The following is a 25,992-nucleotide window of genomic DNA, read 5'->3' as shown; positions in this document are numbered from 1 at the left end:
AGAACTATGGCTTAGGTTAGCGTTACTTGTTAAGGAATAGAATTATTCAACAGACAAATATAGTTGAAATCGCTTTATTTTGTTGGCTGAGATTCCGTCAATTTTTTCCAGTTCGGAAAGAGCGGCTATCCCCTCGCGTAGTTTTACGAATTCCCATATCTTTTTTGCCATCTCAAAACCAATCCCAGGAATGGTGGACAAATCTGATGCGGTTGCGGTATTTATGTTGATCTTGTCGATATGCTTGGGTGTTTTTACCGTGAAAAGATTTTTGGTCCTTTCCACCACTTGTGAGGAGAGCCCATAAACCTCGCCCAGTTGCACATCGCTGGTAAAACCGCCCAGCTTGCCCCTATAGTTAACGATACGCTGGCTCAATGCCTCCCCTATCCCAGATACTTTTTGGAGTTGTTCAGGTGTTGCAGTATTCAGGTCTATTTTTTGGGCATAGGGCCTCTCCTTATTGAAATCTATATAATTTGAATTTTTACTGAATTTTGGCTTTGGGTTCGTTACCCATTCCGGGAATTTAAAATAGGGCGAAATACTATCCAGCCAAACATCTGAAACACCGGTTACTCTTTGGAAATCTGAAACACTGTTTATCCACTTGTCCTTTTCCCTAAATGCTTTCAGCTTATCGTAAGCTTCGGTAGGCATCCCGAGGGTATAGGATTTGTAATCGGTTATGAAATTTGGGTTGAAGGGGTATAGTTTCGGTTTTCTTCGCTCTATTTCGGCTTGTTGGAGGGAAACTATTTGTCGTTGTCCCAGTAGTATTTCGGTTGAGGAAATATCCAGATGCTCTTCAGTCTCAATTTCAACAAAAAAATACACTCCCAGCAATAGTAGTATGAGCGCTGTTAAAAGTAAAATCCCACCCTGATCGCTCTTGGCAATGTTTAGGTAGGATTTCTTTAGGTTATTTTTAAACATATCTCTCCTTTTAAAATTTAATAAAAGGGGAGTTAGTTTTTTCGCTTATTCCTCTACAGCGTTACGTTTCATTTTTATGGCGTCCAAGTAACGGTTCAATTGCTTTTTCACAACCGGGAAGAGGAAGTACAATCCAATCATATTAGGGAATACCATAGCAAATATCATTGCATCCGAAAAGTCCCAAATAGATTTCATACTCGCTGCAGCACCAATTACAACAAATGTTAGGAACAATAGTTTATACGTCATATCAGCCGCTTTCCCTCTCCCAAATAGATATTTCCACGACTGTAGGCCGTAATAGGACCAAGAAATCATAGTAGATACTGCGAACAATACTACCGCAATGGTAAGAAACACATCTGAGTATGGGATGTATTTTGCAAATGCCATGGAAGTGATACCTGCACCTTCATAGGACATTCCATCGATAAACACGGCACCAGTACCATCGCCACCGTAATTGAAATACCCTCCAAAGTTGAATATAATAATTACAAGGGCCGTCATTGTACAAATCACTACGGTATCGATAAAAGGCTCCAACAGTGCAACTAATCCTTCAGAGGCTGAATATTTGGTTTTTACTGCAGAGTGGGCAATAGATGCCGAACCTGCCCCTGCCTCGTTGGAAAACGCTGCTCTTTTAAACCCTACCAATAAAACACCTATTACACTACCAACACCAATTGCGGTTGGGTTAAAGGCTTCTTGTACGATAAGACCTATTGCATCATCTATCAATGAAAAATTGCTGAATATGATAAACAAACAACAAAGAATGTATAATACTGCCATAAGTGGCACTACCTTTTCGGTTACAGAAGCAATACGCTTAATACCACCAATAATGATTATTCCAACCAAGATAGCCAGCACCACACCTACAATAGCTCCTGCAGCTGTACTTTCCCAGTTAAACATTTCTTTGATCACGATTGTTGCTTGGTTACTTTGGGCTGCGTTACCTCCACCAAAAGAACCTCCAATACAAAAAACAGCAAAGAGTGCTGCTGCAATTTTACCGAGTGTCTTAAAACCTCTTTCTTTGAGACCCTTGCTTAAATAGTACATAGGACCTCCGTACACGGTTCCGTCGGGCCCTACATCTCTATATTGGACTCCAAGGGTACACTCCACGAATTTTGTACTCATCCCTAACAAGCCACACACAATCATCCAGAAAGTGGCTCCGGGACCTCCCAATGCAATAGCCAAGGCGACTCCTGCAATATTTCCATTACCTACCGTTCCAGATACCGCTGTAGCTAACGCCTGGAAGTGGGACACTTCCCCGTCGCTACTTTCGTCTCGAATGGTGTCTACTATATCGCCATCTACTGCTAATTCGTCAACTGTTTCAAGGTGTTTATCTAAACTGTCCACCTTTGTCATATCCTGTCCTTGGGCAATACCGCCCTCTCCATAAAGCTCTTTTGCTCCATACTTCTCAATATCCTCATATTTTCCACGAACGGTATTAATGGCTTTTCCGAAAAAACGGATGTTGGGAAAACCAAAATACAGGGTAAAAAACGCGGCACTTCCTACCAGCAAAACGATCACAAAAGGCGTATTGGGAGCTACCTCAAAAAATATTATGGCAGAGAAAAAATCTGAAATAGGCGCAAATGCCTGGTCTATCTTTTGATCGAGACCTACTTCTTCGGTCTCTTGTGCAAATGTTAATAAGGGGGTTAGAATTGTAAATAGGCAGAGAAGAAATTTCTTCATAATTTGGTTTTTGATGAGTTTAAAATTTACAAAGGAGCAAGATGCTAAAAAAAATGGCAGCTTTCAAATTTTAGCCGTTAAAAAGTTAACCTTTTCTTAAACATCGTATAAATTCTTGAGACTTTCAATTTGTTCCGGGCGTCCTATCAATATCAATTTTGAATCTTTTCGTACTACCAATGAGGGCTCGGGGTTTACAACATAGTCTCCATTGGGCTTTTTATAACCAATAATACTACAACCCGTTTTTTTGCGGATATCCAATTGGTGGATGGCCAGTTCTTTCCCGTTGGAGCATACTTTCTCAAAAGGGATTTGCTCTACATTTATACTATCTGCATTTCCAGAAACCGATAGGTTATCCAAAAATTCCACCAAGTCCGGCGTCACTACGAGATTTGCCATATGATCTCCCCCAATTTTATCAGGAAGTATCACGTTATCGGCCCCCGCTAGTTTCAGCTTTTGGAAACTGGTCTCCTCGGTTGCACGGCTTATTATCTTTAATCCCTTATTGAGTTGTCTTGCCGAGAGCACCACGAAGAGGTTATCTGCATCGCTTGGCAGTGCGCAAATCAATGTACTTGCTCTTTCAAGGCCTGCTTGCAGGAGAACCTCGTCCTCTACTGCATTGCCTTCCACAAACAACTTACCGTCTTCCAATTCGTGCTCCACAACATCCTCATCCAATTCTATGACCACATATTCCTTATTGTAAGCTTCCAACTTTAAAACGGCCTGCCTGCCGTTTCGGCCATAGCCGCACACTATTACGTGATCTTTTATCAGGTCTATTTCGTGTTTCACTTTTTTTCTTTTAAAATTCCCTATGTTGTTCTTGCTCAATAAATATTCGGTAATAACGCTAATGGCATATCCCACAATAAAAATACTGGAAAGTATCAATATAGAAGTGAAAATCTTTTCAGCCGGGGTAAGTACTTTCAGTGTTCCGTAACCCACGGTGGTTATGGTAATAACCGTCATATAGAACGCATCCACCCATGTATAGCCAGACAATAACTTATAACCGAAAACCCCAATTGAAAACACCACAATGAGCAGGAAAAGGGCAAAGGTTAGTTTTGAGTTGAATATCCTTCTCATAAGTCGAATACCGAGGTTCTTTTGGTATAGATTAAATCTTTCAATTTTAGCCAAAAAGCAAGGGTCAAGTATACGGCAAACCAAACTCCAAGGGTTGCAAAAGAAACATATATGAAAAACAACCGAACGCTCTTCACCCGCATCCCAAGCCTGTCGGCCAGACGTGAGGAAACGTAAAATCCGTGTTTTTCAAAATAATGCCTTAATGTATAGACCAGCTTCAGCATAGTTGCAAATTAAGCAATTTATGTGTAGTAAGAACATTCAATTTTTTAAGATGGAGTTGCCCACAGCACAATCCAAGCATTTATTTTGGTCACAATAATACTTTTTGAGCTGTAACAGGGCTTGGCTGTCCATTGCATTGTTGGCCATGGGTTTCAGTTTGTTGAACCGCTTCACAATAGTGTTCTCTTCCTTTTGTACAGAAGCAGTAAGCTGTAGAAGTGTTTCTGAAATATCTTTCCCCATACCCTGCGCATAGCAGAATTTAATCGGCAAGATGGTGTTTATGAGCAACAGGTCCATAAAATTGTTGGTGAGTTTTTTTGCTCTTTTTGAACCCTCCACCCCAAAATTGTAATGCGTATCCCAATAGCTGGACGCCTTGCATCGCAATATCCCGTAAAAGGTTTCTTTGGTGCCTGCCTCTATAATTGCTGAAAATAAATGTGTATTCCCATGGTAGAGCATTGCCAATTGCGATAAGCGAATGGTAGGAAAGTTGGGCGGCCGAAGCCTGAAAAATTTTGGGGCAATCACGGTACTGTTGTCCAACTTGAACTTGTGTGCCAGATACGTATATTTTTGCTGAAGATTAGCTACGTAAGCATCGGTAGTGGGTTCGGGCAACAAACCAGCTTGTCCATACAGTAATGCTTCCAAGTCCTCTAGGATATACCTGCATTTTTGCACTATTGAAAAGGGTACCGAACTGGCAATGCTGAAGAACGATTCGCCATTCACCTTTAAACCGAAATTTTTTGCGAGCATCTGAAACAACACCGCTTCCCAATGGTTGTTGTTCTGTTCCAAAAGTTTGAGGATAACTTCGGATTTTTGCTGAAGCCTTTCCAAGTATAGGCGTTCCAGCCAGTTTTGGAGAACGAATGGATCTACAGAGCTATATTGCCTCTCACAATTTATCCACCGTTGTTGTGCTGAAAAAAGATATCTGTATTTTTTTAATGCCGAATTGTCCACTACATCCTTCAACTCCAATGTATCAATGGGCTTTTGATTTTTGCTATACACCTCGGTATCGTGTTCCCAGACCACGTGAAGGATGGTATTGTCATAGGCAGGGTCTGCCTCGTGGCCGTGGGCGTACCAATCACTGGATTTCAGATGAATCTCAACATTGCCTGCCCAAAGCTGCCCATCTATCTTGACCTGTGCGTTGAAAAAATCTGGTCCCGAATTATAATTATGCTGCCCTGGATGTATCACGAGCACTGTTTCACCGGTTACCGTGGCCAAATGTAGCGTGTCGATTTTTTGATACTTCCATACATAATGTAGAAAGTCTTCTTTCATAGTAACAAAAAAGCGGGGAGCTGTAACTGAAAGATTTCCAGCACTTCAAATATAGAAAAATTAGCCAAAAACAAAAGGCATCACTTCTAGCTATAGGCTTAAATTTCAGAACAAAATAGTAAAACCCTACAATGCACTTATCACATCGTGCTTGGTGATAATGTGGTATTTTCCATCTCCCAAGTCTACCAAAACAGCATTGTTGTGCTTGTGGATGAGTTTTGAGACTTCTTCGATAGATGTATTTTTTTGTACAATTGGAAATGGCTCATGCATTACGTCCTTTATGGGCAGGTTTGCAACGTCTTTATTGTCCAGGTACTTTCGCAGCAAATCGGTTTCGTCGAGGGCGCCTACAAATCCGTTGGTATCTTCCACGGGGATTTGTGAGATTTTATAGGTTTTCATGCGCTCAATGGCGTGGCTTACCAATTCTTCGGTACGTACGGTAACCAATGGCTTATCTGCATGGTTTTTAATGAGGTCGCTGGCAACGGTAACCGTGTCCTCTACAAAACCGCGCTCGCGCATCCACTCGTCGTTGTACATTTTACCTACATAGCGGCTTCCGTGATCGTGGAAAAGCACCACCACCACATCATCCTTGCTAAAATGTTCCTTTAACTGCAAGATTCCCTTCATCGCTGCTCCAGCAGAGTTCCCCAAGAACATCCCTTCTTCCCGGGACAGTTTTTGGGTATAGATAGCCGCATCTTTATCGGTCACTTTGGTAAAACCATCGATCACCGAGAAATCTACATTTTTGGGAAGGATATCCTCACCAATCCCTTCGGTGATGTAGGGGTAGATCTCGTTCTCGTCGAAAATACCCGTTTCGTGATATTTTTTAAATACGCTCCCGTAGGTATCTATTCCCCAAACTTTTACGTCGGGGTTTTGTTCTTTTAGGTACTTCCCTACCCCGCTAATGGTGCCTCCGGTACCAACGCCTACTACAAAGTGGGTTACCTTACCATTGGTCTGTTCCCAAATTTCAGGACCTGTACTCAAGTAGTGTGCCTTGGCATTGCTGGGGTTGTCATACTGGTTTACATACCAACTGTTGGGGGTCTCTTCTGCCAAGCGCTTGGAAGTTGAGTAATAACTACGTGGATCTTCGGGCGCTACATTTGTAGGACAAACAATCACCTTGCTACCCACGGCCTTTAAAACATCTATTTTTTCCTTGCTCTGCTTGTCGCTTATTACGCATACCATTTTGTAGCCTTTCACGATTGCCGCAAGTGCCAATCCCATCCCTGTATTTCCGGAAGTACCTTCAATAATGGTTCCACCAGGTTTAAGACGGCCGTCTGCTTCGGCATCCTCGATCATCTGTACGGCCATGCGGTCCTTTACCGAGTTCCCTGGGTTAAAGGTTTCATACTTGGCAAGGACGAGGGCGGGGATGTCTTCGGCCAACTTATTTATTTTCACTAAGGGCGTATCCCCTATGGTCTCTAAGATATTTTTTGCGTATTTCATAGGGCGCAAAGGTACAACTAACCTTGTGGAAGTACAAGGGTTTTACTCAAACCGAATCGCCTTCACTGGAGAAATCTTTGAAATGATATAACTGGGTACAATGAGCATAACAAGGCATAGTACAAAAGTGCCTATGTTAAGCGCCAAGATATAGCCAATATCCAAAAATACTGGGGCTTCGGTAACATAGTAGGTGTCTGGATTTAACGGAAAGAGCTTAAAATACTTTTGTGCCAAGAGCAGTCCCAGGCCTATTACATTTCCCCAAAACAAGCCTACCAAAATTAGATACATAGCGTTGTACAAAAACACTTTGCGCACACTCCAATCGCTACTCCCCATGGCTTTTAGGATCCCTATCATTTGTGTGCGTTCTAAAATAAGCACCAGCAGGGCAGTGATCATATTAATGCCCGCCACCAGGATCATAATGCCAATGATGAGATAGGTGTTAAAATCGAACAGATCGATCCACTCAAAAATGGAACCGTATTTTTGCCTAATGGTCACAGCATCCAGGTCGCTACCAATGGTTTGGTATACCTGCGCTCCTACGGCATCGATACTATCAAAATCGTCCACGAAAACCTCGAAGGCGCCAATCTGGTCGTCCTCCCATTTGTTCAGGAACTGAATGTGCCGAATATCGGCAATGAGGTATTGTTCGTCAAATTGCTGGAATCCACTGTTGTAGATTCCCACGATATCAAACCCACGACTACGGGCCTTTTGGTTCTTGCCCTCTTGGAGGAAAAAGGTCACTACTTTGTCGTTCAGTTTTAGTCCTAGACGCTTGGCGAGGTATTCTGAGATGAGCACCTCTTCGTTCAAGTTGTCTTCAGTATACTTTGGAAGGCGTCCCTGGCGCAAGAAATCCTTGAAATATTGCCAGTTGTAATCGGTTCCCACGCCTTTTACCACTATACCTTCAAAGTCATCTTGGGTACGTATCACGGCTCCCTTGGCTGCAGTAATCTGTATGTGCTTAATACCTTCTACTTGATTGAAATCTGGGTAAAAGTCCTGTTCTTTGCTTATGGGAATCTGGGAGTCGTTGCTTTGGTTGGTATCGTAGTTGGTTATAATTACATCACCATTAAAGGCTGAAACTTTTTCACGAATCTTTTTTTGCAGCCCCATACTCGTGGCCACGCTCACCAGCATCATAATAATACCCAATGCAATTGCAGTGATGGCAATTTTTATTATTGGCCCTGAAATACTACTTTTATAATCCTTGGCAGCAATAATGCGCTTGGCGATGAAAAATTCGAAATTCACAAAGAATATTATGCGGTTTGTACTTTTCAAAAATACCATATTAATCCTTTCCCTCGCTGTTTTTTCCTGCGGAAGTACCAACAACGAGAAGAACGAACCCGACGACGGCTCCCTGAACAATCTCATACAAGCCGGAGAAGCCATTACTGCCGACGCCCAACGCGATAAAGACAGAGCCGAAGAAAACAACACCACACAAATGCAGGTGGGTTCTCTTGAAGAAGTAGGAAATGCAAACAATAAAATTGTTACAGGAGCCGAACGACCCGACCAATACCTTACACAGTTAGCAAACAAAAATGTGGGAGTAGTTGCCAACCAGACCAGCGTGCTCACTGCAACACCAGACAAGACTGAAACCGAGATTCACCTTGTAGACTTTTTACGAGACAATGCCATACAGGTAACAAAGGTGTTTGCGCCCGAACACGGCTTTCGAGGCACTGCAGATGCTGGGGAATTGGTAAAGGACGGCGTGGACACCAAAACGGGCATCCCAATTATTTCGTTATACGGCAATAACAAAAAACCCTCGAAAGCCCAATTGCAGGGGATTGACATGATGGTTTTTGACATTCAGGATGTTGGGGCACGGTTTTATACGTACATATCAACCCTTCATTACGTAATGGAGGCTTGTGCAGAACAAGACATTCCGCTCCTTATTCTGGATCGTCCCAATCCCAACGGACACTATGTAGATGGTCCAATCTTGGAACCCGAACATAAAAGTTTTGTGGGGATGCACCCCATTCCCGTGGTGCATGGGATGACCATTGGGGAATACGCACAAATGATCAATGGTGAAAAATGGTTGTCCAATGGTGTGAAATGTACCATTAGCATCGTTAAGAATGAAGGGTATACCCATACCGCAGATTACTCCCTACCCATTAAACCCTCTCCAAATCTTCCCAACGATGTTGCGATCTCCCTCTATCCCAGCCTTTGTTTTTTTGAAGGGACGTTTGTAAGTGCCGGACGAGGTACAGATATGCAGTTCCAAGTTTTTGGAGCACCTTCACTACCGGAACGTTTCTATGGCTTTAAATTTACACCGCAAGCCAATGAGGGGGCAAAACATCCTAAATTTAAAGGTGAGACTTGTAACGGGAAGGACCTGCGCAACTTTCCGAAAATGGAGCAGTTAAACCTAGATTGGCTTATAGAGGCCTATGTTGCCAACGGAAAAAAGAAAGATTTTTTTAACCCATTCTTTACCAAACTGGCTGGGACCAAAAAACTACAACAACAAATTGAAGAGGGTTACACCTACCGCGAGATACGGAAAACCTGGCAAAACGGATTGAAAGACTATAAAAAAATGCGCAGCAAGTATTTGCTGTATGAGTAAGTTAAAATATCCTCTGCACAAATATTTTTAACCCATTTGTGCTTTGTGTACTATTTCAATAACTAAGCAAATTCAGACTTTCTATCTGCTTGAGGTATTTCTCCAAGAAACTTTTATGGGAGGAGCCTATTATTACCAAGATTCGCTTATTGGGGTATCTTGCTACCACGTCCATAATATTTGCTGAAATCTGTAAATTCCTCATTTCCCACAGAGAATATCTTGCCATATCCGACTTTGAAGGAAAATTTGTCTCAAACCATATTTTCCATTGCGCATCATAGTCTTCTTCCATATACTCCTCACTGTTCAAGAATTCATAGAGCTTTGAAAGATCATTGCTCGCTACGGCCTCTTTGGTGAGTGAATCGCTTTTCTTTAATACTTCAGAATTCATCACCTTTTCTATAATTTCAGGATGGGTTTTAAAATCTGTAACAAAGGAAGGGTAGTATTTGGAAAGCAACGCCATATCCTGCATATTGTCTATGGGCTCTATTGTATTGAGTTTCTTTTTAAAGGCCAAGGGAACCGCCAGTGAAAAATATTCATTATTGCCCGAGAGTCTCTTTTTCAGAAAATCGCTCACATAGCGATCCATTTCAGTAGTGAAAACATCAGGGCTTTGCTGCAAATATTTGTATTGTAGTACGGCTGCGGGGATATTGGTCGTGGCGACAAAATGGTACAGAAGGTCTTTTCGGTCTTTGTTGGTTAACAATTCCCTTGATGTTAATTCCCTTGTTTTAGCCTTGGAAGCTAAGAAATCACCCCCAAGGTAAGATTGTACAGAATCTGCCAGTTTAATGTGCTTTTGCATCCTGGTCAACCCATTAAATGCAGTATCCTTTCTCCTTGAGATATCGTACAATAGTTGCCCGGGCATTTTCTCCACACAAATAATATCGAAATCGTAGCTATTCAGTTTTTCCTTAACCCCATCCAGCATGGAAGGTTTAAATTTTTCCATACTGAACAGGTGCGGTGTGCCCAAAATCAATACTTCGGTTTTTTCTAGACTTCTTTGCGATAGCGCGAGCAATGGCATACAAAGCATTGCTGCTAGCAGTAATGGTAATGCTTTTGAAAAGATTGTTTTACCCATAATTCATAAAATATGGAAAATACTTTATATACTAAAATTCAGAAAAAAGGAAATATGGCGCCCCTGTGTAGAAATGAAATTTCAAATAACAATCAAAAACTACCCAAGCTTGTACAGCTTCTGAAATTTTCTTGCCTTTAACGAAAGATACATGCTGTAGATTAAACTACCCACGATCAAAACTTTAATTATAATTCCGTTTACCAGAGACATTGGGTCTATTACAGCATTTAAGGTATAGACACCAAGCAATGTAGCTAAGGGTAAGATTGTAAATAGCAAAGGAGCCTTTTTTAAAAAGATGGCACAGAAGATAAATACTAAAGCAAGAAAACCATTCAAAGCCAAATCCAGCCAATGGCTATTTGTGCTTGAATACATAATTATAACCGTAAGTATATTTAACCCACCAAGGAAAAATAAAATTTTCTGAACGTTACCAAGGGCATTTGAAGAATCCTGAACCACACCCTTTTTAGAGATGAACTTTCCTATATGAATAGATTTTTCTTTTTCAGAACCTATAAAAGGGTATTTACAGTTATCACAAAAATCTGGGTTTTCGTAAACCTTAATTTTACAGGCAGGGCAAGTAAGTGTTTCCATTGTTACATTTTAGATAATGGCCCAAAAATAATTTTTTTCCGCAACTAGTATCCAACTGAAACAGAAAAATTAAAACGGTACATCATCATCTCCACCCTCGGGAGAGAGGTCGTTGTTCATGGAACTTCCAAAGGCCTCATCCGGACTTGGCAGTTTGTCGGTCTTGAAGGTATCATCATTAGCGGCGGCGTTCATACTACTATGGAACTCGCCCGTGTAGTCAAAGGTTTCCAAGTTCTCGAAACGTCCCAAATGACCAACGAATTTCAGTCTTATCTCATCCAGCCCACCGTTACGGTGCTTGGCCACGATAAACTCCCCCTGGCCCTCGGTTGGGGAGCGCTCTTCGTCGTCCCACTCTTCAATTTTGTAATATTCTGGGCGATAGATAAAGCTCACAATATCGGCATCCTGCTCAATAGCCCCAGATTCACGAAGGTCACTCAACAAAGGACGTTTGCTTCCTCCACGGGTTTCCACGGCTCGGGAAAGCTGTGAAAGTGCGATTACGGGAACGTTCAATTCTTTTGCCAATGCTTTCAGGTTACGCGAAATGGTAGATATTTCCTGTTCACGGTTCCCTCCTTTTTGGCTTCCTCCTGCTGTCATTAACTGTAGGTAATCTATCATTATGAGTTTTATACCGTGTTGCGACGAGAGACGACGGGCTTTTGCACGCAGATCGAAAATAGAGAGCGAAGGCGTATCATCTATAAACAACGGTGCTTTTTCCAGACCGTTTACTTTAACGTTTAACTGTTCCCACTCGTGTTTCTCCAGGTTTCCGGTTCGTAGTTTTTCCGAAGAAAGCCCTGTTTCCGAAGAAATCAATCGCGTGATCAACTGTACCGAGGACATCTCCAAACTGAAGAACGCCACAGGAATGTTATGCTCCACCGCAACATTACGGGCCATTGACAACGTAAGAGCGGTTTTACCCATACCAGGTCGTGCAGCAATAATAATTAAATCGCTGGGTTGCCAGCCGGAAGTAAGTTTATCTACCTTATCGAAGCCGGAGGGGATCCCGGATAATCCTTCACGGTTCGCAATTTCCTGAATTTTTTTCTTGGCCTGTATTACCAGTTGTTGTGCTGTTTCAGAAGAGCGCTTTATGTTTCCTTGGGTGATCTCGTATAGCTTACTTTCGGCGGTATCCAAAAGGTCAAAAACATCAGTTGTTTCGTCGTAGGATTCTTCAATAATTTCGTTTGAAATCTTAATTAACGAACGCTGGATATATTTCTGAAGAATGATACGCGCATGAAATTCGATATGCGCCGAAGAGGACACTTTTTGGGTGAGTTGCACAAGGTAAAACTCACCTCCAGCAGCTTCAAGGGTCGCATTCTTCTTTAATTGGCTCGCAACGGTTAATAAGTCTACCGGCTCGCTATTTTCAAAGAGCAAATGGATGGCCTCAAAAATGAGTTGGTGCTGCTGTTTGTAGAACACATCTGCAGAGAGAATATCAATAACCTCATCGACCCCTTTTTTGTCAATCATCATGGCTCCCAACACAACTTCCTCTAAATCAATTGCTTGCGGTGGTAACTTTCCTTTTTCCAGCGAGATTACCTGCGAGGATCGGGTTTTGCGTGAGGTTTGAGGTTGCACTTTTTCCATAGGGCGAATGTAAAGAAAATGTTAACTGGAATGGTTATGTTTTTGCTTTCTAATATTAACGGGTCGTCAACAATTACATTGTGGATAACTTTAATTTTCTGTTAATAACCCGTAAAAAAATCCGAAGCACGAACTTCGGATTTTGGGATGTGTTGGTATGGTTATGGTTAGCCTTTAAAGACTCCCATATTCGAATATTTTTCCATGCGTTGGTCCACCAACTCTTCTGGGGATAAGTTCTTGAATTCGCCATAAGCTTTTTCAATAGCACTTGCCACGCTCCTGAATGTTTTTTCACGGTCGCTATGTGCACCACCCAGAGGTTCTTTCACCACTTGGTCCACCAGTTTCATTTTTTTCATGTCGGTAGCGGTAAGCTTCAATGCTTCTGCGGCTTGCTCCTTAAATTCCCAGCTGCGCCATAAAATAGAGGAGCAACTTTCTGGAGAAATTACCGAGTACCAGGTATTTTCGAGCATCAACACTTTATCACCAACGCCAATTCCCAAAGCTCCACCACTGGCACCCTCGCCAATGATCACAACAATTATGGGGACTTTAAGACGTGTCATTTCCAAGATGTTTCTGGCGATTGCCTCTCCTTGTCCACGCTCTTCGGCTTCCATTCCCGGGAAGGCTCCTGGGGTGTCAATAAGCGTTACCACTGGGATGTTGAATTTTTCGGCAGATTCCATCAAGCGCAATGCCTTACGGTACCCTTCTGGATTTGCCATCCCAAAGTTTCGGTACTGGCGGGTCTTTGTGTTGTAGCCTTTTTGCTGGCCAATGAACATATAGCTTTGGTCGCCAATCTTACCTAGACCGCCTACCATGGCTTTATCGTCCTTAAAATTTCGGTCCCCGTGGAGCTCCAAAAAAGAATCCCCACAAATGGCCTTGATATAATCCATGGTGTAGGGACGGTTGGGGTGACGGGACAGCTGTACACGCTGCCATGGGGTCAGGTTTTTATAAATATCCTTTTTGGTCTCGGCTAGTTTCTTTTCGATTTGCTTACAGGTGTTGGTTACGTCTACATCGCTGTCCTCGCCTATCTGGCAAGCTTTTTCGTATTGCTCCTGCAAGTCTTTTATGGGTAATTCAAAATCAAGATATTCCATATGTTTCTTGGTTTGATTTGTTTCAATTATAATTTACAAATATAAAATTTTGTACTTACACATTGGGTAAAGTACGCTTTTTTCTGTCCACTCTATTTTTTACAATGCCGTTTGCAATTACAGTAAGCACTATCAACAAGGCACCGTAGTAAAACTGTGGGCTCATATTTTCGGTATCGCCCAAAACAAGGAGTGCGAGGATAATTCCGTAGACGGGTTCCATATTTATGGTGAGCATCACGGTGTAAGGGCTTATCCACTTCATTACATGCACCGAAGCGATAAACGCGTAGGCCGTACAAGCCGAAGCCAATATAAAAAGGTATAACCAGTCCGAATCTTTCAGCTGAAAGAATTCTGAAGTAAAGCTTCCGCTAAAAATTAAATACACAGTGATACACAGCGTCCCAAACCCAAGTTCGTAGAACGAAATGGCCGAAGCATTGTACTTAACCGCAAACTTTCCATTGATGACGGAAAATAGGGCCCCCAACAATGATGCAGCCAGAGCGAGTATAATACCCAAGAAATAATCGCCCTCTACATTGAAAATAATGTACAATCCCATGATAACCAACAAGCCGAAAAACACTTCGTAGCCAATGATTTTCCGTTTGTAAAAAAGGGGTTCCAAAAGGGAGGTGAAAAATGCCCCAGTGGACATTATTGCAAGGGTTACCGATACGTTGGCAACTTTAATTGCCCCAAAAAAAGCAAGCCAGTGCAGGGCGATGATCAATCCCGCTAGCGCAAATCCCGCGAGTGTTCTCTTCGGAAACTTTAAGGATATCTTCCTGAACTTCAGAAAAAGGAGAATAAGCCCGGTTGCCATTAACATACGGTACCATACCAAAGGAATGGCCTCTATTGAAATGAGCGCTCCCAGTACGGCCGTAAAGCCCCAAATAAATATGATGAAATGTAAATGAAGGTAATTGAGGAGTTTATCGTTTTGCATTTTTCAACAGATAGATTGCTAAAATAGCAAATACAAAATTAGGGAACCACGTTGCAATAAACGGGGAGAAGTTACTCTGCTCTGCCATGGTGCCAAAAATCTTGTCGAAAAATATAAAGACCATCCCAATACCAATACCAATGGCAAGGTTTACCCCCATCCCACCACGGCGTTTTATGGAGGAAACAGCCACAGCAATAATAGTTAAGATATATGCCGAAACCGGGAGACTGTACCGTTTGTAGCGAACCACCTCATATCTATTGATATAAGAAGATCCCCTAGCTTTTTCACGAGCAATAAATTTGTTGAGCTCCACAACGTTAAGGGTTTCGGCTATATAGTCTACCGGGGTGAGATCTTCCATCTCAAAATCGAAAACGGTATCCAAGCGTTTTTTTGTCTCGATACTATCATCGTGGGCACCTACAATTCTTTTTGAATAATTAAAAAGTGAGTACGTACTATCTTGAGGGTTGTATTTTATGCGGTTTGCCGAAAGCTTATATTTCATTTCGTTACCCTCAAAATGTTCCAAGGTGAAGTTACTTCCACTTTTTTCCTTTACATTAAAATAGCTGGCGTAGATGTAATCGTTGTCGTTGATCTGCCTGAACACATTGGTCTGGTCCCGGTCGCGCTTTCCCTTTTTTAGGTATTTGTATTTAAACTCGTTGAAACCCTTACTGGCCGTTGGCGCAAAGTACATCCCAGAAGCCAGGGCAATGAGACACACAATAGTGGCCCCGATCATATACGGACGTAAAAACCTGTAAAACGAAACGCCACTGCTCAAAAAGGCTATGACCTCGGTATTATTTGCAAGTTTAGAAGTAAACCAAATTACCGAAAGGAACAGAAACAAAGGGAACAGCAAATCAGCAAAATAGATGGTAAAGTCCAGAAAATACTTTGCAACAATGGGGAACGGGACTTCATTTTCAAGAATCTTATCAATTTTTTCAGCCAAGTGCACTATGATACCAATGGGGACGAACAGCAGCAGCAGCAGCCCGAAGGTCCCGAGGTATTTCTTAAGAATGTATTTATCTAAAATGCTTAGCATAGTCTTGATTCAAAATCCAAGATTTCGGTTTAAATTTATGAACGCTACAATCGCTTGTCCATTTGTTTCACCATTTTGTTTTTCCAAGTGGCAAAGGTACCTGCCAATATCTGCTTTCTCGCCTCACGCATCAACCAAAGGTAGAACCCAAGGTTATGAATGGTGCATATTTGTCTTCCCAGCATTTCATTAACGGTAAAGAGGTGACGCACATAGGCCTTGCTGTACTCTAGATCCACCCAGGTAATCCCCATTTCGTCTATGGGGGAAAAATCTGCCTCCCACTTTTTGTTCTTTATGTTTATGGTGCCATGGGCGGTAAATAACATACCGTTTCTTCCATTACGTGTAGGCATCACACAATCAAACATATCTATTCCCAAAGCAACGTTCTCCAACAGGTTTATGGGCGTACCCACACCCATTAGATAACGTGGTTTTTCTTTGGGAAGTATTGCGGTTACCACTTCGGTCATTTCGTACATTTCTTCGGCGGGTTCACCTACCGAGAGTCCCCCAATAGCGTTCCCTTCTGCTCCTACCCCTGCAATATATTCGGCAGATTGTTTCCGTAGGTCTTTGTAAGTGCTTCCTTGCACAATAGGGAAAAATGTTTGGTCATAACCGTATTTAAGCGGTGTTTTTTCTAAATGTGTGATACAACGTTCCAACCAGCGATGCGTCATGTGCATAGAGCGCTTGGCATAATTGTAATCGCAAGGATACGGTGTACACTCGTCAAACGCCATAATAATATCTGCCCCAATGGTACGCTGTATCTCCATAACATTTTCTGGGGTAAAGGTATGGTAGCTGCCGTCTATGTGTGATTTGAATTTTACCCCTTCTTCCTTGATCTTCCGTCTATCACTCAACGAATAGACCTGGTAACCACCACTATCGGTCAAGATGTTTCGGTCCCAATTCATGAATTTATGCAACCCTCCTGCTTTTTCAAGGATTTCGGTTTGCGGGCGTAAGTATAAATGGTAGGTATTCCCTAGTATGATATCAGGGTTTATCTCCTCTTTAAGTTCACGTTGATGCACACCTTTTACCGTTCCAATAGTTCCCACGGGCATAAATATCGGGGTCTCCACGGGGCCGTGATCAAGTTGTATGGTTCCTGCCCTTGCTTGTGTTTCGGGATCGGTTTTGTGTAGGGTAAACTGCATATAGAATTTCTGTTGAAGCAGCAAAGATACTTTTTTGAATGACGAATTGCGAACGACAAGGAACGAATTAAAAGTTTCAAGTTCTCTACAGATCCTTCCAGGTGAGAATTCAGTAAAAAGAACCCTTAGCGTACTACAACAACCTTCAAACTTCAAGAACTGTTAACAAAACCCGTAAATCGTTAATAAAAGCTTGGTTTCGGCCTTTGTGCTAGTAGCGAATTGAATTACTTTTGAAACTGAAAATCAAAACATACCATGGCAGATATAAAAAAACTGGAAGATCTTGTAATACAGGTTCGTAGGGATATTCTACGGCAGGTACACCGCGTAAACTCCGGGCACCCAGGGGGTTCCTTGGGCTGTACCGAATTTTTTGTAGCGCTCTACAACGAGGTGATGGACCGAAAAGATGGCTTTGATATGGACGGAAAAGGAGAAGATCTTTTCTTTCTCTCCAACGGGCATATTTCTCCAGTTTTTTATAGTGTTCTGGCACGGGCTGGTTATTTCCCTGTAAATGAACTAAATACTTTTAGACATATAGATTCACGCCTACAAGGCCATCCAACAACACACGAGGGGCTGCCCGGTATTCGAGTAGCTTCGGGGTCTTTGGGACAAGGGATATCGGTTGCCATAGGTGCTGCGGAAACCAAAAAATTGAATCAGGACTCGCATTTAATATATGCGCTTTGTGGCGATGGGGAGTTGCAGGAAGGCCAAAACTGGGAAGCCATTATGTATGCTGCCGGCAACAAAGTGGACAACCTAATAGTTACGGTAGATTATAACGGCCAGCAAATTGATGGCTCTTTGGAGCAGGTCCTTCCGCTAGGAAACCTAAAAGCAAAGTTTGAAGCTTTTGGCTGGGAAGTCCTTGAGGTTAAAGAGGGCAATAACCTTGAAGCAATCCTCTCAACCCTAAAAACCGCCAAGGAAAAAACGGGCAACGGTAAACCTATTTGCATCTTGATGCATACCGTTATGGGCAATGGGGTAGATTTTATGATGCACACCCACGCTTGGCATGGTAAAGCACCCAATGACGAGCAACTGGAAGACGCATTATCGCAAAATCCTGAAACACTGGGGGACTATTAATCCCTCTGGCCCCAAAGGGGATATTAAAAATAAAAATAATGCTGCAAAGCAGTATAATTAAGTACTAGATGAAATACACAGATACAGGAAAAAAAGATACCCGTTCAGGTTTTGGAGCAGGATTGACAGAACTTGGCAAGACGAACAAAAACGTTGTGGCACTTTGTGCAGACCTGACAGGCTCTTTAAAAATGGACGAATTTAAAGCCAATCATCCAGAGCGTTTTTTCCAAGTAGGAATTGCCGAGGCAAATATGATTGGGATGGCTGCGGGGATGACCATTGGCGGGAAAATTCCGTTTACGGGTACATTTGCCAATTTCTCTACCGGACGTGTGTACGACCAGATACGCCAGAGTGTTGCCTACAGTGGCAAAAACGTAAAGATTTGTGCTTCCCACGCCGGGGTTACCTTGGGCGAAGATGGAGCGACGCACCAAATCCTGGAGGATATTGGGCTTATGAAGATGTTACCAGGGATGACGGTTATCAACACCTGTGACTACAACCAGACCAAAGCCGCAACACTCGCCATTGCTGAACACGATGGGCCCGTATACTTACGTTTTGGGAGGCCAAAAGTTGCCAACTTCACTCCTGAAAACGGAACTTTTGAAATTGGAAAAGCCGTGATGCTCCAAGAAGGTACCGATGTTACCATTGTAGCTACTGGTCACTTGGTTTGGGAGGCACTCCAAGCTGCTGGAACATTACAGGAACAGGGTATTTCAGCCGAAGTGATAAACATTCACACCATTAAGCCTTTGGATGATGAGGCCATTATAACATCTGCTAAAAAAACAGGCTGCGTTGTCACTGCCGAAGAACACAACTACCTAGGGGGCCTTGGTGAAAGTGTGGCAAGAGTACTGGCACAACAACACCCAACACCTCAAGAATTTGTTGCAACACAAGATACGTTTGGAGAATCCGGTACTCCAGACCAGCTTATGGACAAATACGGACTAAACGCTAACGCAATTGTAAAAGCTTCAAAAAAGGTGCTGGATAGAAAATAATCCTTTTAAGTTAGCACCATAAAAAATGCCTTGAGGAGATCTCAAGGCATTTTTTATTTCTTGTAAGAACAATCCCAATTAACTATCAGAATCAAGATAATCTGGTGTTCCGTCGTTGTCCTCATCCGGGAATGTAATGGAGCCATCTGCATTCACTACAATCTCGTCACTTGTGGGTCTGCCATCGCCGTCATCGTCTGCATCACTATAGTTAGGGGCAAGGTCGCCATCTGTATCATCGTCTTCTTCTAGACCGTTGTTGTTTAGGTCTTCCATAAAAGATGGGATTCCATCGCCGTCTTGGTCTCCTATCTCACTCTCGTACATTTGCAACGTAAAGATAAGCTGCGAATACAAAGGTATGTTAGAGCCTGCAGGTACATCTACATAATATCCCAAACCTGACTGCATAAATACAGCGCCCACACCAAACTCTTCAAAAGTTACGGTACCATCTGGGTTGGTAATTATTGTTGACGCGGTCTTAAACTCGATCAAACCATCCTGTAAGCCGTTAACAACATTCGTCATATCAAACTTTACGGGAACAATTGAGGAGTCAAAAATCTTCGTGTAAGGACTAAAGTTCTCTAGACTACCATCTTCATCTTCAAAAGGGACATTTAGGTAGGTTCCTTCGTAACTAATCGTGGCTAGATCCGGGAAGTTTGGCTTTTCCCCCGCGCCTTCCAAGGCATCCAAATAATATAGTGTATAGGAAACATCTTCATTTACCCTATCTTGAACAGTTTTGGATTCCACTTGTTCAATCAATGCAATTTTATCTGCATTGTCACCAGCGATAGTATCAAATTTTATTCTGAAATCGAAATCTGCTGGCGGGTTTTGGAACTCTTCGTAGTTATAAAAATGCGTGGTCAGGTATTCTTCAATAATATTGGTAGCACGTACTACTTCCTCCCCCCTATCCCTAGCAGGGATAAACGTAGAGTCGGTACCGTCATCGTCATTACTACAGCTTACAAACAGAGAAATACCCATTACTAAAAGTGGGATTATGTATTTAATGTGTTTCATCATCTTTTTTTGAGGTGCGCAAGATACAATTTTCCATTATTTTTGTATCCTTTATTAACGCAGAATTAAGGGCTTTTGTATGAGGGTTGATAAATATTTATGGTGCATACGCTATGTTAAAACACGAAACATAGGGACACAGGCTTGTAAAAAAGGTGCCGTAAAGGTAAACGGCAGCAAGGTGAAACCCTCACGGGACGTGTACCCGGGAGACACCATACATTTCAGAAAAAACCAAATTGACTATACCATAGAGGTTCTGGATATTCCACCAAGCCGCGTGGGTGCCAAACTTGTAAACCTGTACCGCGTGGACACTACCCCCAAGGAAAACTTTGAGAAAACCGAACTTTTAAAATACTCCAAAACCTACTACCGGAAAAAAGGGATAGGAAGACCTACCAAAAAAGACCGTCGTGATATAGAAGATTATACCCGTGGCGACGACGAAGAATGATATTACCTTAGTATCTTTGAAAAAACCTTATGAAATGCCACAGACCGAAACTGTTATATTGACAAAAACCGAAATTGAACACAAAATTAAACGTATGGCCTATCAAATATACGAGGCCAATGTTTCGGAGACCGAAGTGATTATCGCAGGAATTGTCCAAAATGGCTACACGCTTGCTGAAAAACTAAAAAAAACAGTAGAAAAAATCTCTCCCATACAAGTAACACTATGTAAGGTGCAAATGGACAAAAAAAATCCTATAACTACCATTACCACAAGCCTCTCACCTGAAGAATACACCAACAAAAGCTTGGTCTTGGTGGACGATGTGCTACACTCTGGCACTACGCTTATCTATGGTATAAAGCATTTTTTGGAGGTTCCGCTCAAACAATTCAAAACAGCTGTGCTGGTGGACAGAAACCATAAAAAATACCCGGTTAAGGCAGATTACAAAGGGATTTCGTTATCTACCTCCCTCAATGAAAATGTTTCGGTAATTTTTGAGAAAGGGAACGATAGAGCTGTTTTAGAATAATCTTGCCACAATTTCAGAAATTATTTCCCTTACCGTTGTATCGGCATGTACCGTTAAGGCTGCTTGGTGATAGTAAAAATTTCTCTCAAAGAGGTGTTTACGAATAAAATCGTTAAGTTCCTCTTCAGTTTGCAAATGAGCAATCAAGGGCCTATGCTGCTTCGCCGGAAATAACCGATGCGTAAGAGTTTCTACTGATGCTTTCAGGAATATTGAAGTCACTCCTGCCCTTTTGTTTATAATTTGCATCACATTGCCATAACAAGGTGTACCGCCGCCCAGTGATAGCACAAATCTCTCGTCAGATTTTAGGAGTTCTTGAAGCACTTCTACTTCTCTTTTTCTGAAATATATCTCCCCTTTTTCACTAAAGATTTCAGGAACACTTTTTTGCCCCCCCTTCTCTATTTCAAGGTCCAGATCGTAAAACGGAATGTCCAGCACTTCAGCAAGACGCTCTCCTACAGCAGTTTTGCCGCTCCCCATATATCCTAAAAGTAGTAGTTTCACAATGGTAAAATTATTCAAATTTTAATTGAAATTATCAATTTATGGTGAAAGAAAATATTTCTTTGAAATTACTTTGAAAAATAAATTTAATGCTAGTATATTTGCACCCGCTTAAGGGAATTAATATTCCCGTTCGCAATTTGAAATTATGACTTGGTAGCTCAGTTGGTAGAGCACCTCCCTTTTAAGGAGGTGGTCCTGGGTTCGAGCCCCAGCCAAGTCACTAAAAAGTATCGCTCGTCGCGGTACTTTTTTAGTTTCCAGCAGGAAACAACTACCCGGGTGCTGAAATTGGTAGACAGGCACGGTTGAGGGCCGTGTGCACTTGTTGCGTGTGGGTTCAAGTCCCATCCCGGGTACCAAAAAAAGCCATCTCCATCGAGATGGCTTTTTTATATACCCTGCGCTTAGTTACACCGGCACACAACTCCTGCCCTTTAATAGATGGACATATTTTGGGGGATCCTTATCCTAGAAATGTTATCTTTGGTATCTAACAAATCCCAAATGCTTGTTAAAACAAAATTCAGTATCAAGGACCTTGAAAACCTAAGTGGTATAAAAGCACATACTATTAGGATTTGGGAAAAGCGATATGGGATATTGAAACCTTCCAGGACCGAAACCAATATCAGGGCCTACCATCTGGAAAGCTTAAAAAAGTTGCTGAACGTATCTTTTCTGTACCAAAATGGATATAAAATATCCAAGATAGCTGCACTGGACAAAAAGGAACTGAAAAATTTGGTAGCAGAACTTGCCATAACCAAAACCGAAGAACATTCTATTTTCAACTTTAAAATGGCTATGTTCGAGTTTAACCAGCAATTATTTGCAAAAACCTACAACGCACTTTTGGAGGAAAGGACGTTTCCCGAAGTATTTCAAGATATTTTTATCCCCCTGCTAACTGACCTCGGTATTTTATGGCAAACCGGCACCATTGACCCATGCCATGAACGTTTTATTTCTGAAATGGTAAAACAGAAAATTGTGCTTAACCTAGAAAGCCAATACCACAAAAATGAATTAAAAGCACCTCCCACTTTTGCGCTGTTCCTGCCCTATAGGGAAATTCACGAAATAGGACTTGTATATGCCAATTACCTGTGCGTAAGCCACGGGGTAAACACCATATACCTTGGCGGGAATATATCCTTCAACAGTTTAAAGGAGGTCATAAAACACCACGAGGACATACAATTTCTTAGTTACCTCACCGTAGAACCATCACACCAGACCATTCAGGATTTCTGCGAACTATACAATGCTACCATAGGACCCAACAATAAAAACGAACTATGGCTCATGGGAGGCAAGGCTAAAGAGGCCGTTAATGAGAACTTACCCGAAAACATAAAGCTTTTCACAAACATACCACAGTTAACCACTGCACTGGAAACCTTAAAGAAAAGATAAATTTTGGGAGACCTCACCTATTTTGTTGAAGAATTATATAAATTTGTTAAACAATAATGAAACAAAACGTCGCAATAATAGGTTCTGGGTTCTCTTCATTGGCTGCTGCTTCTTATCTTGCAAAAGCAGGCAACAATGTAACCATTTACGAGAAAAACAGTACCGTAGGTGGTCGCGCCAGACAATTAAAAAAAGAGGGCTTTACCTTCGATATTGGCCCCACTTGGTATTGGATGCCGGATGTTTTTGAGCGTTTCTTTTCAGATTTCAATAAAAAACCCTCAGAGTATTATGAACTCATAAAGCTCGCCCCAGCATATTCGGTATATTTTGGGAAGAACGATTTTATAACTATCGGGGATACCCTCGAAAAAATATGCGCCACTTTTGAAGCCGAAGAAAAAGGGAGCTCCAAGCAGCTAAGGAAATTTATTGCCAAGGCCCAGGACAATTATAACATTGCCATAAAAGACCTTGTGTACCGCCCGGGAGTTTCTCCCTTGGAACTGGTAACGCCAGTAACCATGAAAAAGCTAGGGCAGTTCTTTAGCACTATAAGCAAAGAGGTGAGGCGAGAATTTAATAATCCGCGTTTGGTCTCTATCTTGGAATTTCCGGTTTTATTTTTAGGTGCGAAACCTTCAAACACTCCAGCATTTTATAGTTTTATGAACTATGCCGATTTTGGTTTGGGCACCTTTCACCCCAAGGATGGGATGTATTCGGTAATTGAAGGCATGAAAAAGCTAGCTGAAAGCTTAGGTGTTACTGTACATACCAATAGTACTGTAGACCGTATTCCTGTTGAAAATGGTACAGCAAAAACGCTAGTGGTTAACGGGGAAAACATTTCAGCAGATATTATCTTGAGCGGCGCAGATTACCACCATACCGAAACACTGCTCCCCAAAAAATACCGCCAATACCCTGAAAGCTATTGGGAAAAAAGAACCTTTGCCCCCTCTTCATTACTTTTTTACGTAGGTTTCGACAAGAAAGTTGAGAACGTGGAACACCATACGCTGTTTTTTGACGTAGATTTTCAGGCCCACGCCCGTACTATCTACGATGATCCCTCTTGGCCAGAAAACCCTTTGTTCTACGCAAGTTTCCCTTCAAAAACCGATGACAGCGCTGCCCCAACAGGAAAAGAAGCCGCTATTTTTTTAATACCCTTAGCACCTGGCATTGAAGACACAGAAAGCATTAGAGAGACCTATTTTCAAAAAATAATGACCCGTTTTGAGCAGCTTACCAACCAGCAAGTAAGAAATTTCGTTATATTTAAAGAGTCGTTCTGTATTAATAATTTTATTGAAGATTACAACTCGTACAAGGGCAATGCGTATGGCTTGGCAAACACATTGTTACAAACCGCTTTTCTGCGTCCAAAAATTAAGAGCAAAAAAGTAAAGAACCTATATTTTACAGGTCAGCTATCGGTCCCTGGGCCCGGTGTTCCGCCATCCTTGATTTCAGGAAAGCTAGCCGCAAGTTTAATTGAAAAACACCATTCGTGAAAGCACTTTTCGACACCGTATCAAACTCCTGCAGTAAGCAGGTTACCAATGCCTATAGCACTTCGTTCTCCTTGGCCACGAAAATGCTTGCGCCCAGCATTAGGCAGGACATTTACAATATTTATGGTTTTGTTCGCTTTGCTGATGAGATTGTGGACAGTTTTCACGATTACGATAAACCCGCGCTTTTCAATAGATTTGAAAAAGACCTGGAAAATGCCCTCACTGAAAAAATCAGCTTAAATCCTATATTGAATTCCTTTCAACAAACGGTACACCTTTACAGTATAGACCAAGAGCTCATTAGTGCATTTATGAAGAGTATGCGGATGGATTTAAGCAAGAGCGAGTACCTGACCGACAAAGAATTTAAAGAATACATTTACGGCTCTGCAGATGTTGTGGGGCTTATGTGCCTTAAGGTTTTTGTGAAGGGAAATACCCAAAAATATGAAGCATTGAAAAGTGCCGCTATGTCACTGGGTTCCGCTTTCCAAAAAGTGAATTTTTTACGCGACCTAAAAGAAGATTTTGAAGGATTGAGCAGGTCTTACTTTCCTAACACAAACCTCAATGCCTTGGATGAAGCTTCAAAAAAGAAAATTATTGAAGATATTGAAGAAGATTTCAAAAAAGGGTACCAAGGTATATTGCACCTACCTGCAGAGGCCAAATTTGGAGTTTTTATGGCCTATCGGTACTACCGAAAGCTTCTAAAGAAACTGGCAAAAACCCCGGCTCTTGAAATTAAGAACTCCAGGATTAGAGTGCCCAATTACCAAAAATTTGGACTCTTGACACGTAGTTATGTAAAGTACCAACTAAAACTCGTTCGATAAGCTATGACCCTCGTTTTTTGGATATTGATTTTCCTCACTACCTTCTGCATTATGGAATTTATGGCGTGGTTCACGCACAAATATGTTATGCACGGTTTTTTATGGTCTCTCCACAAAGACCATCATAAAAAGGACCACAACAGCTGGTGGGAGCGCAACGATTTTTTCTTTTTGTTCTATGCTGGGGTTAGTATAGGCTGTTTCATTGGTTGGGAATATTACGGTTTTTGGGCCGGCCTGCCCATTGGCCTGGGCATTTTTGCATACGGCGTTACCTATTTTTTTGTCCACGATATTTTTATACACCAACGTTTCAAGCTGTTCCGAAATGCTACTAATTGGTATGCAAAAGGCATTAGACGGGCCCACAAAATACACCACAAGCATCTGGGCAAGAAAGAGGGCGAATGTTTTGGGATGTTGGTGCCACCTATGAAATATTTCAAAAAATAATA

The 25,992-nt window shown here is 41.9% G+C and carries 25 protein-coding genes and 2 tRNA genes; 11 read left to right on the top strand and 16 right to left on the bottom strand.

Annotated features, from left to right (window positions below; translation table 11 throughout):
- Positions 1–42 precede the first annotated feature (42 nt).
- From C8D94_RS12420 to C8D94_RS12390, 7 genes are all read right to left on the bottom strand, one after another.
- Entirely contained in the window at positions 43–936 is an 894-nt protein-coding gene (locus tag C8D94_RS12420; RefSeq protein ID WP_115124276.1) for a ComEA family DNA-binding protein, read from the bottom strand.
- Between the two features lie 45 nt (positions 937–981).
- Positions 982–2,673: an alanine/glycine:cation symporter family protein gene (locus C8D94_RS12415; protein WP_115124275.1), complete on the bottom strand. Its 1,692-nt coding sequence runs from the start codon at positions 2,671–2,673 to the stop codon at positions 982–984.
- A 96-nt stretch (positions 2,674–2,769) separates the two neighbouring features.
- Positions 2,770–3,780, bottom strand: coding sequence for a potassium channel family protein (locus C8D94_RS12410; RefSeq protein WP_115124274.1), 1,011 nt, complete (start codon positions 3,778–3,780; stop codon positions 2,770–2,772).
- Positions 3,777–4,007: a PspC domain-containing protein gene (locus tag C8D94_RS12405; RefSeq protein ID WP_115124273.1), complete on the bottom strand. Its 231-nt coding sequence runs from the start codon at positions 4,005–4,007 to the stop codon at positions 3,777–3,779. Before C8D94_RS12405 ends, C8D94_RS12410 begins: the two co-directional genes overlap by 4 nt.
- Before the next feature lie 37 nt (positions 4,008–4,044).
- Positions 4,045–5,316, bottom strand: a complete 1,272-nt coding sequence (locus tag C8D94_RS12400) for a DUF2851 family protein (protein ID WP_115124272.1) — start codon at positions 5,314–5,316, stop codon at positions 4,045–4,047.
- 126 nt (positions 5,317–5,442) lie between these two features.
- On the bottom strand, positions 5,443–6,801 hold the full coding sequence (locus tag C8D94_RS12395; protein ID WP_115124271.1) for a pyridoxal-phosphate dependent enzyme: 1,359 nt from the start codon (positions 6,799–6,801) through the stop codon (positions 5,443–5,445).
- A gap of 42 nt (positions 6,802–6,843) precedes the next feature.
- Positions 6,844–8,082: an ABC transporter permease gene (locus C8D94_RS12390; RefSeq protein WP_115124270.1), complete on the bottom strand. Its 1,239-nt coding sequence runs from the start codon at positions 8,080–8,082 to the stop codon at positions 6,844–6,846.
- On the opposite strand from C8D94_RS12390, the gene C8D94_RS12385 reads away from it, so the two are divergent.
- Entirely contained in the window at positions 8,063–9,436 is a 1,374-nt protein-coding gene (locus tag C8D94_RS12385) for an exo-beta-N-acetylmuramidase NamZ family protein (protein ID WP_245946311.1), read from the top strand. The genes C8D94_RS12390 and C8D94_RS12385 overlap by 20 nt on opposite strands.
- Before the next feature lie 55 nt (positions 9,437–9,491).
- Here the strand turns inward: C8D94_RS12385 and C8D94_RS12380 are convergent, their stop codons facing one another.
- The 7 genes from C8D94_RS12380 to tgt all read right to left on the bottom strand — a co-directional run bounded on the left by C8D94_RS12380 (position 9,492) and on the right by tgt (position 17,093).
- Positions 9,492–10,541 (bottom strand): DUF5694 domain-containing protein, encoded by a 1,050-nt coding sequence (locus tag C8D94_RS12380; protein ID WP_115124269.1) that lies wholly within the window; start codon positions 10,539–10,541, stop codon positions 9,492–9,494.
- A 99-nt stretch (positions 10,542–10,640) separates the two neighbouring features.
- Positions 10,641–11,147, bottom strand: a complete 507-nt coding sequence (locus C8D94_RS12375; RefSeq protein ID WP_115124268.1) for a hypothetical protein — start codon at positions 11,145–11,147, stop codon at positions 10,641–10,643.
- 69 nt (positions 11,148–11,216) lie between these two features.
- Positions 11,217–12,773 carry a replicative DNA helicase gene (gene dnaB, locus C8D94_RS12370; RefSeq protein ID WP_115124267.1) on the bottom strand — a complete coding sequence of 519 codons (1,557 nt, stop codon included), beginning with the start codon at positions 12,771–12,773 and terminating at the stop codon, positions 11,217–11,219.
- A gap of 167 nt (positions 12,774–12,940) precedes the next feature.
- On the bottom strand, positions 12,941–13,894 hold the full coding sequence (locus tag C8D94_RS12365) for an acetyl-CoA carboxylase carboxyltransferase subunit alpha (RefSeq protein WP_115124266.1): 954 nt from the start codon (positions 13,892–13,894) through the stop codon (positions 12,941–12,943).
- A gap of 55 nt (positions 13,895–13,949) precedes the next feature.
- Positions 13,950–14,852 (bottom strand): DMT family transporter, encoded by a 903-nt coding sequence (locus tag C8D94_RS12360; protein ID WP_115124265.1) that lies wholly within the window; start codon positions 14,850–14,852, stop codon positions 13,950–13,952.
- Positions 14,839–15,918: an LptF/LptG family permease gene (locus C8D94_RS12355; RefSeq protein WP_115124264.1), complete on the bottom strand. Its 1,080-nt coding sequence runs from the start codon at positions 15,916–15,918 to the stop codon at positions 14,839–14,841. The genes C8D94_RS12360 and C8D94_RS12355 overlap by 14 nt, the downstream gene beginning before the upstream one ends.
- A 44-nt stretch (positions 15,919–15,962) precedes the next feature.
- Positions 15,963–17,093: a tRNA guanosine(34) transglycosylase Tgt gene (gene tgt / locus C8D94_RS12350; RefSeq protein WP_115124263.1), complete on the bottom strand. Its 1,131-nt coding sequence runs from the start codon at positions 17,091–17,093 to the stop codon at positions 15,963–15,965.
- Positions 17,094–17,351: 258 nt separating this feature from the next.
- On the opposite strand from tgt, the gene C8D94_RS12345 reads away from it, so the two are divergent.
- The gene (locus C8D94_RS12345; protein WP_115124262.1) at positions 17,352–18,197 is read left to right on the top strand and encodes a transketolase; all 846 of its coding nucleotides are present in this window, start codon (positions 17,352–17,354) and stop codon (positions 18,195–18,197) included.
- 68 nt (positions 18,198–18,265) lie between these two features.
- On the top strand, positions 18,266–19,216 hold the full coding sequence (locus tag C8D94_RS12340) for a transketolase family protein (RefSeq protein ID WP_115124261.1): 951 nt from the start codon (positions 18,266–18,268) through the stop codon (positions 19,214–19,216).
- Between the two features lie 78 nt (positions 19,217–19,294).
- On the opposite strand, the gene C8D94_RS12335 is transcribed toward C8D94_RS12340, so the two are convergent.
- Positions 19,295–20,257, bottom strand: coding sequence for an FKBP-type peptidyl-prolyl cis-trans isomerase (locus C8D94_RS12335; RefSeq protein ID WP_245946309.1), 963 nt, complete (start codon positions 20,255–20,257; stop codon positions 19,295–19,297).
- A gap of 76 nt (positions 20,258–20,333) precedes the next feature.
- Here C8D94_RS12335 and C8D94_RS12330 point away from each other — a divergent pair, with 76 nt between their 5' ends.
- Complete coding sequence (locus C8D94_RS12330; protein ID WP_115124259.1) at positions 20,334–20,711, top strand: RNA-binding S4 domain-containing protein; 378 nt, start codon at positions 20,334–20,336, stop codon at positions 20,709–20,711.
- A 34-nt stretch (positions 20,712–20,745) separates the two neighbouring features.
- Positions 20,746–21,249, top strand: a complete 504-nt coding sequence (locus C8D94_RS12325; protein WP_115124258.1) for a phosphoribosyltransferase family protein — start codon at positions 20,746–20,748, stop codon at positions 21,247–21,249.
- Here C8D94_RS12325 and C8D94_RS12320 read toward each other — a convergent pair.
- A complete protein-coding gene (locus C8D94_RS12320) occupies positions 21,241–21,759 on the bottom strand; it encodes a shikimate kinase (protein WP_115124257.1) in 519 nt (172 codons plus the stop codon). The genes C8D94_RS12325 and C8D94_RS12320 overlap by 9 nt on opposite strands.
- 150 nt (positions 21,760–21,909) lie before the next feature.
- On the opposite strand from C8D94_RS12320, the gene C8D94_RS12315 reads away from it, so the two are divergent.
- From C8D94_RS12315 to C8D94_RS12290, 6 genes are all read left to right on the top strand, one after another.
- A tRNA-Lys gene (locus C8D94_RS12315) sits at positions 21,910–21,982 on the top strand.
- A gap of 53 nt (positions 21,983–22,035) precedes the next feature.
- Positions 22,036–22,121 (top strand) — tRNA-Leu (locus tag C8D94_RS12310).
- A gap of 145 nt (positions 22,122–22,266) precedes the next feature.
- Positions 22,267–23,178, top strand: a complete 912-nt coding sequence (locus tag C8D94_RS12305) for a MerR family transcriptional regulator (RefSeq protein ID WP_170134774.1) — start codon at positions 22,267–22,269, stop codon at positions 23,176–23,178.
- 56 nt (positions 23,179–23,234) lie between these two features.
- Positions 23,235–24,698, top strand: coding sequence for a phytoene desaturase family protein (locus tag C8D94_RS12300; protein ID WP_115124255.1), 1,464 nt, complete (start codon positions 23,235–23,237; stop codon positions 24,696–24,698).
- Complete coding sequence (locus C8D94_RS12295; protein ID WP_115124254.1) at positions 24,695–25,537, top strand: phytoene/squalene synthase family protein; 843 nt, start codon at positions 24,695–24,697, stop codon at positions 25,535–25,537. The genes C8D94_RS12300 and C8D94_RS12295 overlap by 4 nt, the downstream gene beginning before the upstream one ends.
- A 3-nt stretch (positions 25,538–25,540) precedes the next feature.
- Positions 25,541–25,990, top strand: a complete 450-nt coding sequence (locus tag C8D94_RS12290) for a sterol desaturase family protein (protein ID WP_115124253.1) — start codon at positions 25,541–25,543, stop codon at positions 25,988–25,990.
- Positions 25,991–25,992: the final 2 nt, after the last annotated feature.

Origin of the sequence: Marinirhabdus gelatinilytica (genome assembly GCF_003353425.1) — a bacterium.
Lineage (GTDB): Bacteria > Bacteroidota > Bacteroidia > Flavobacteriales > Flavobacteriaceae > Marinirhabdus > Marinirhabdus gelatinilytica.
Note: the sequence above shows the minus strand (reverse complement) of the source record. Positions and strands in the feature narration are given on the sequence as shown.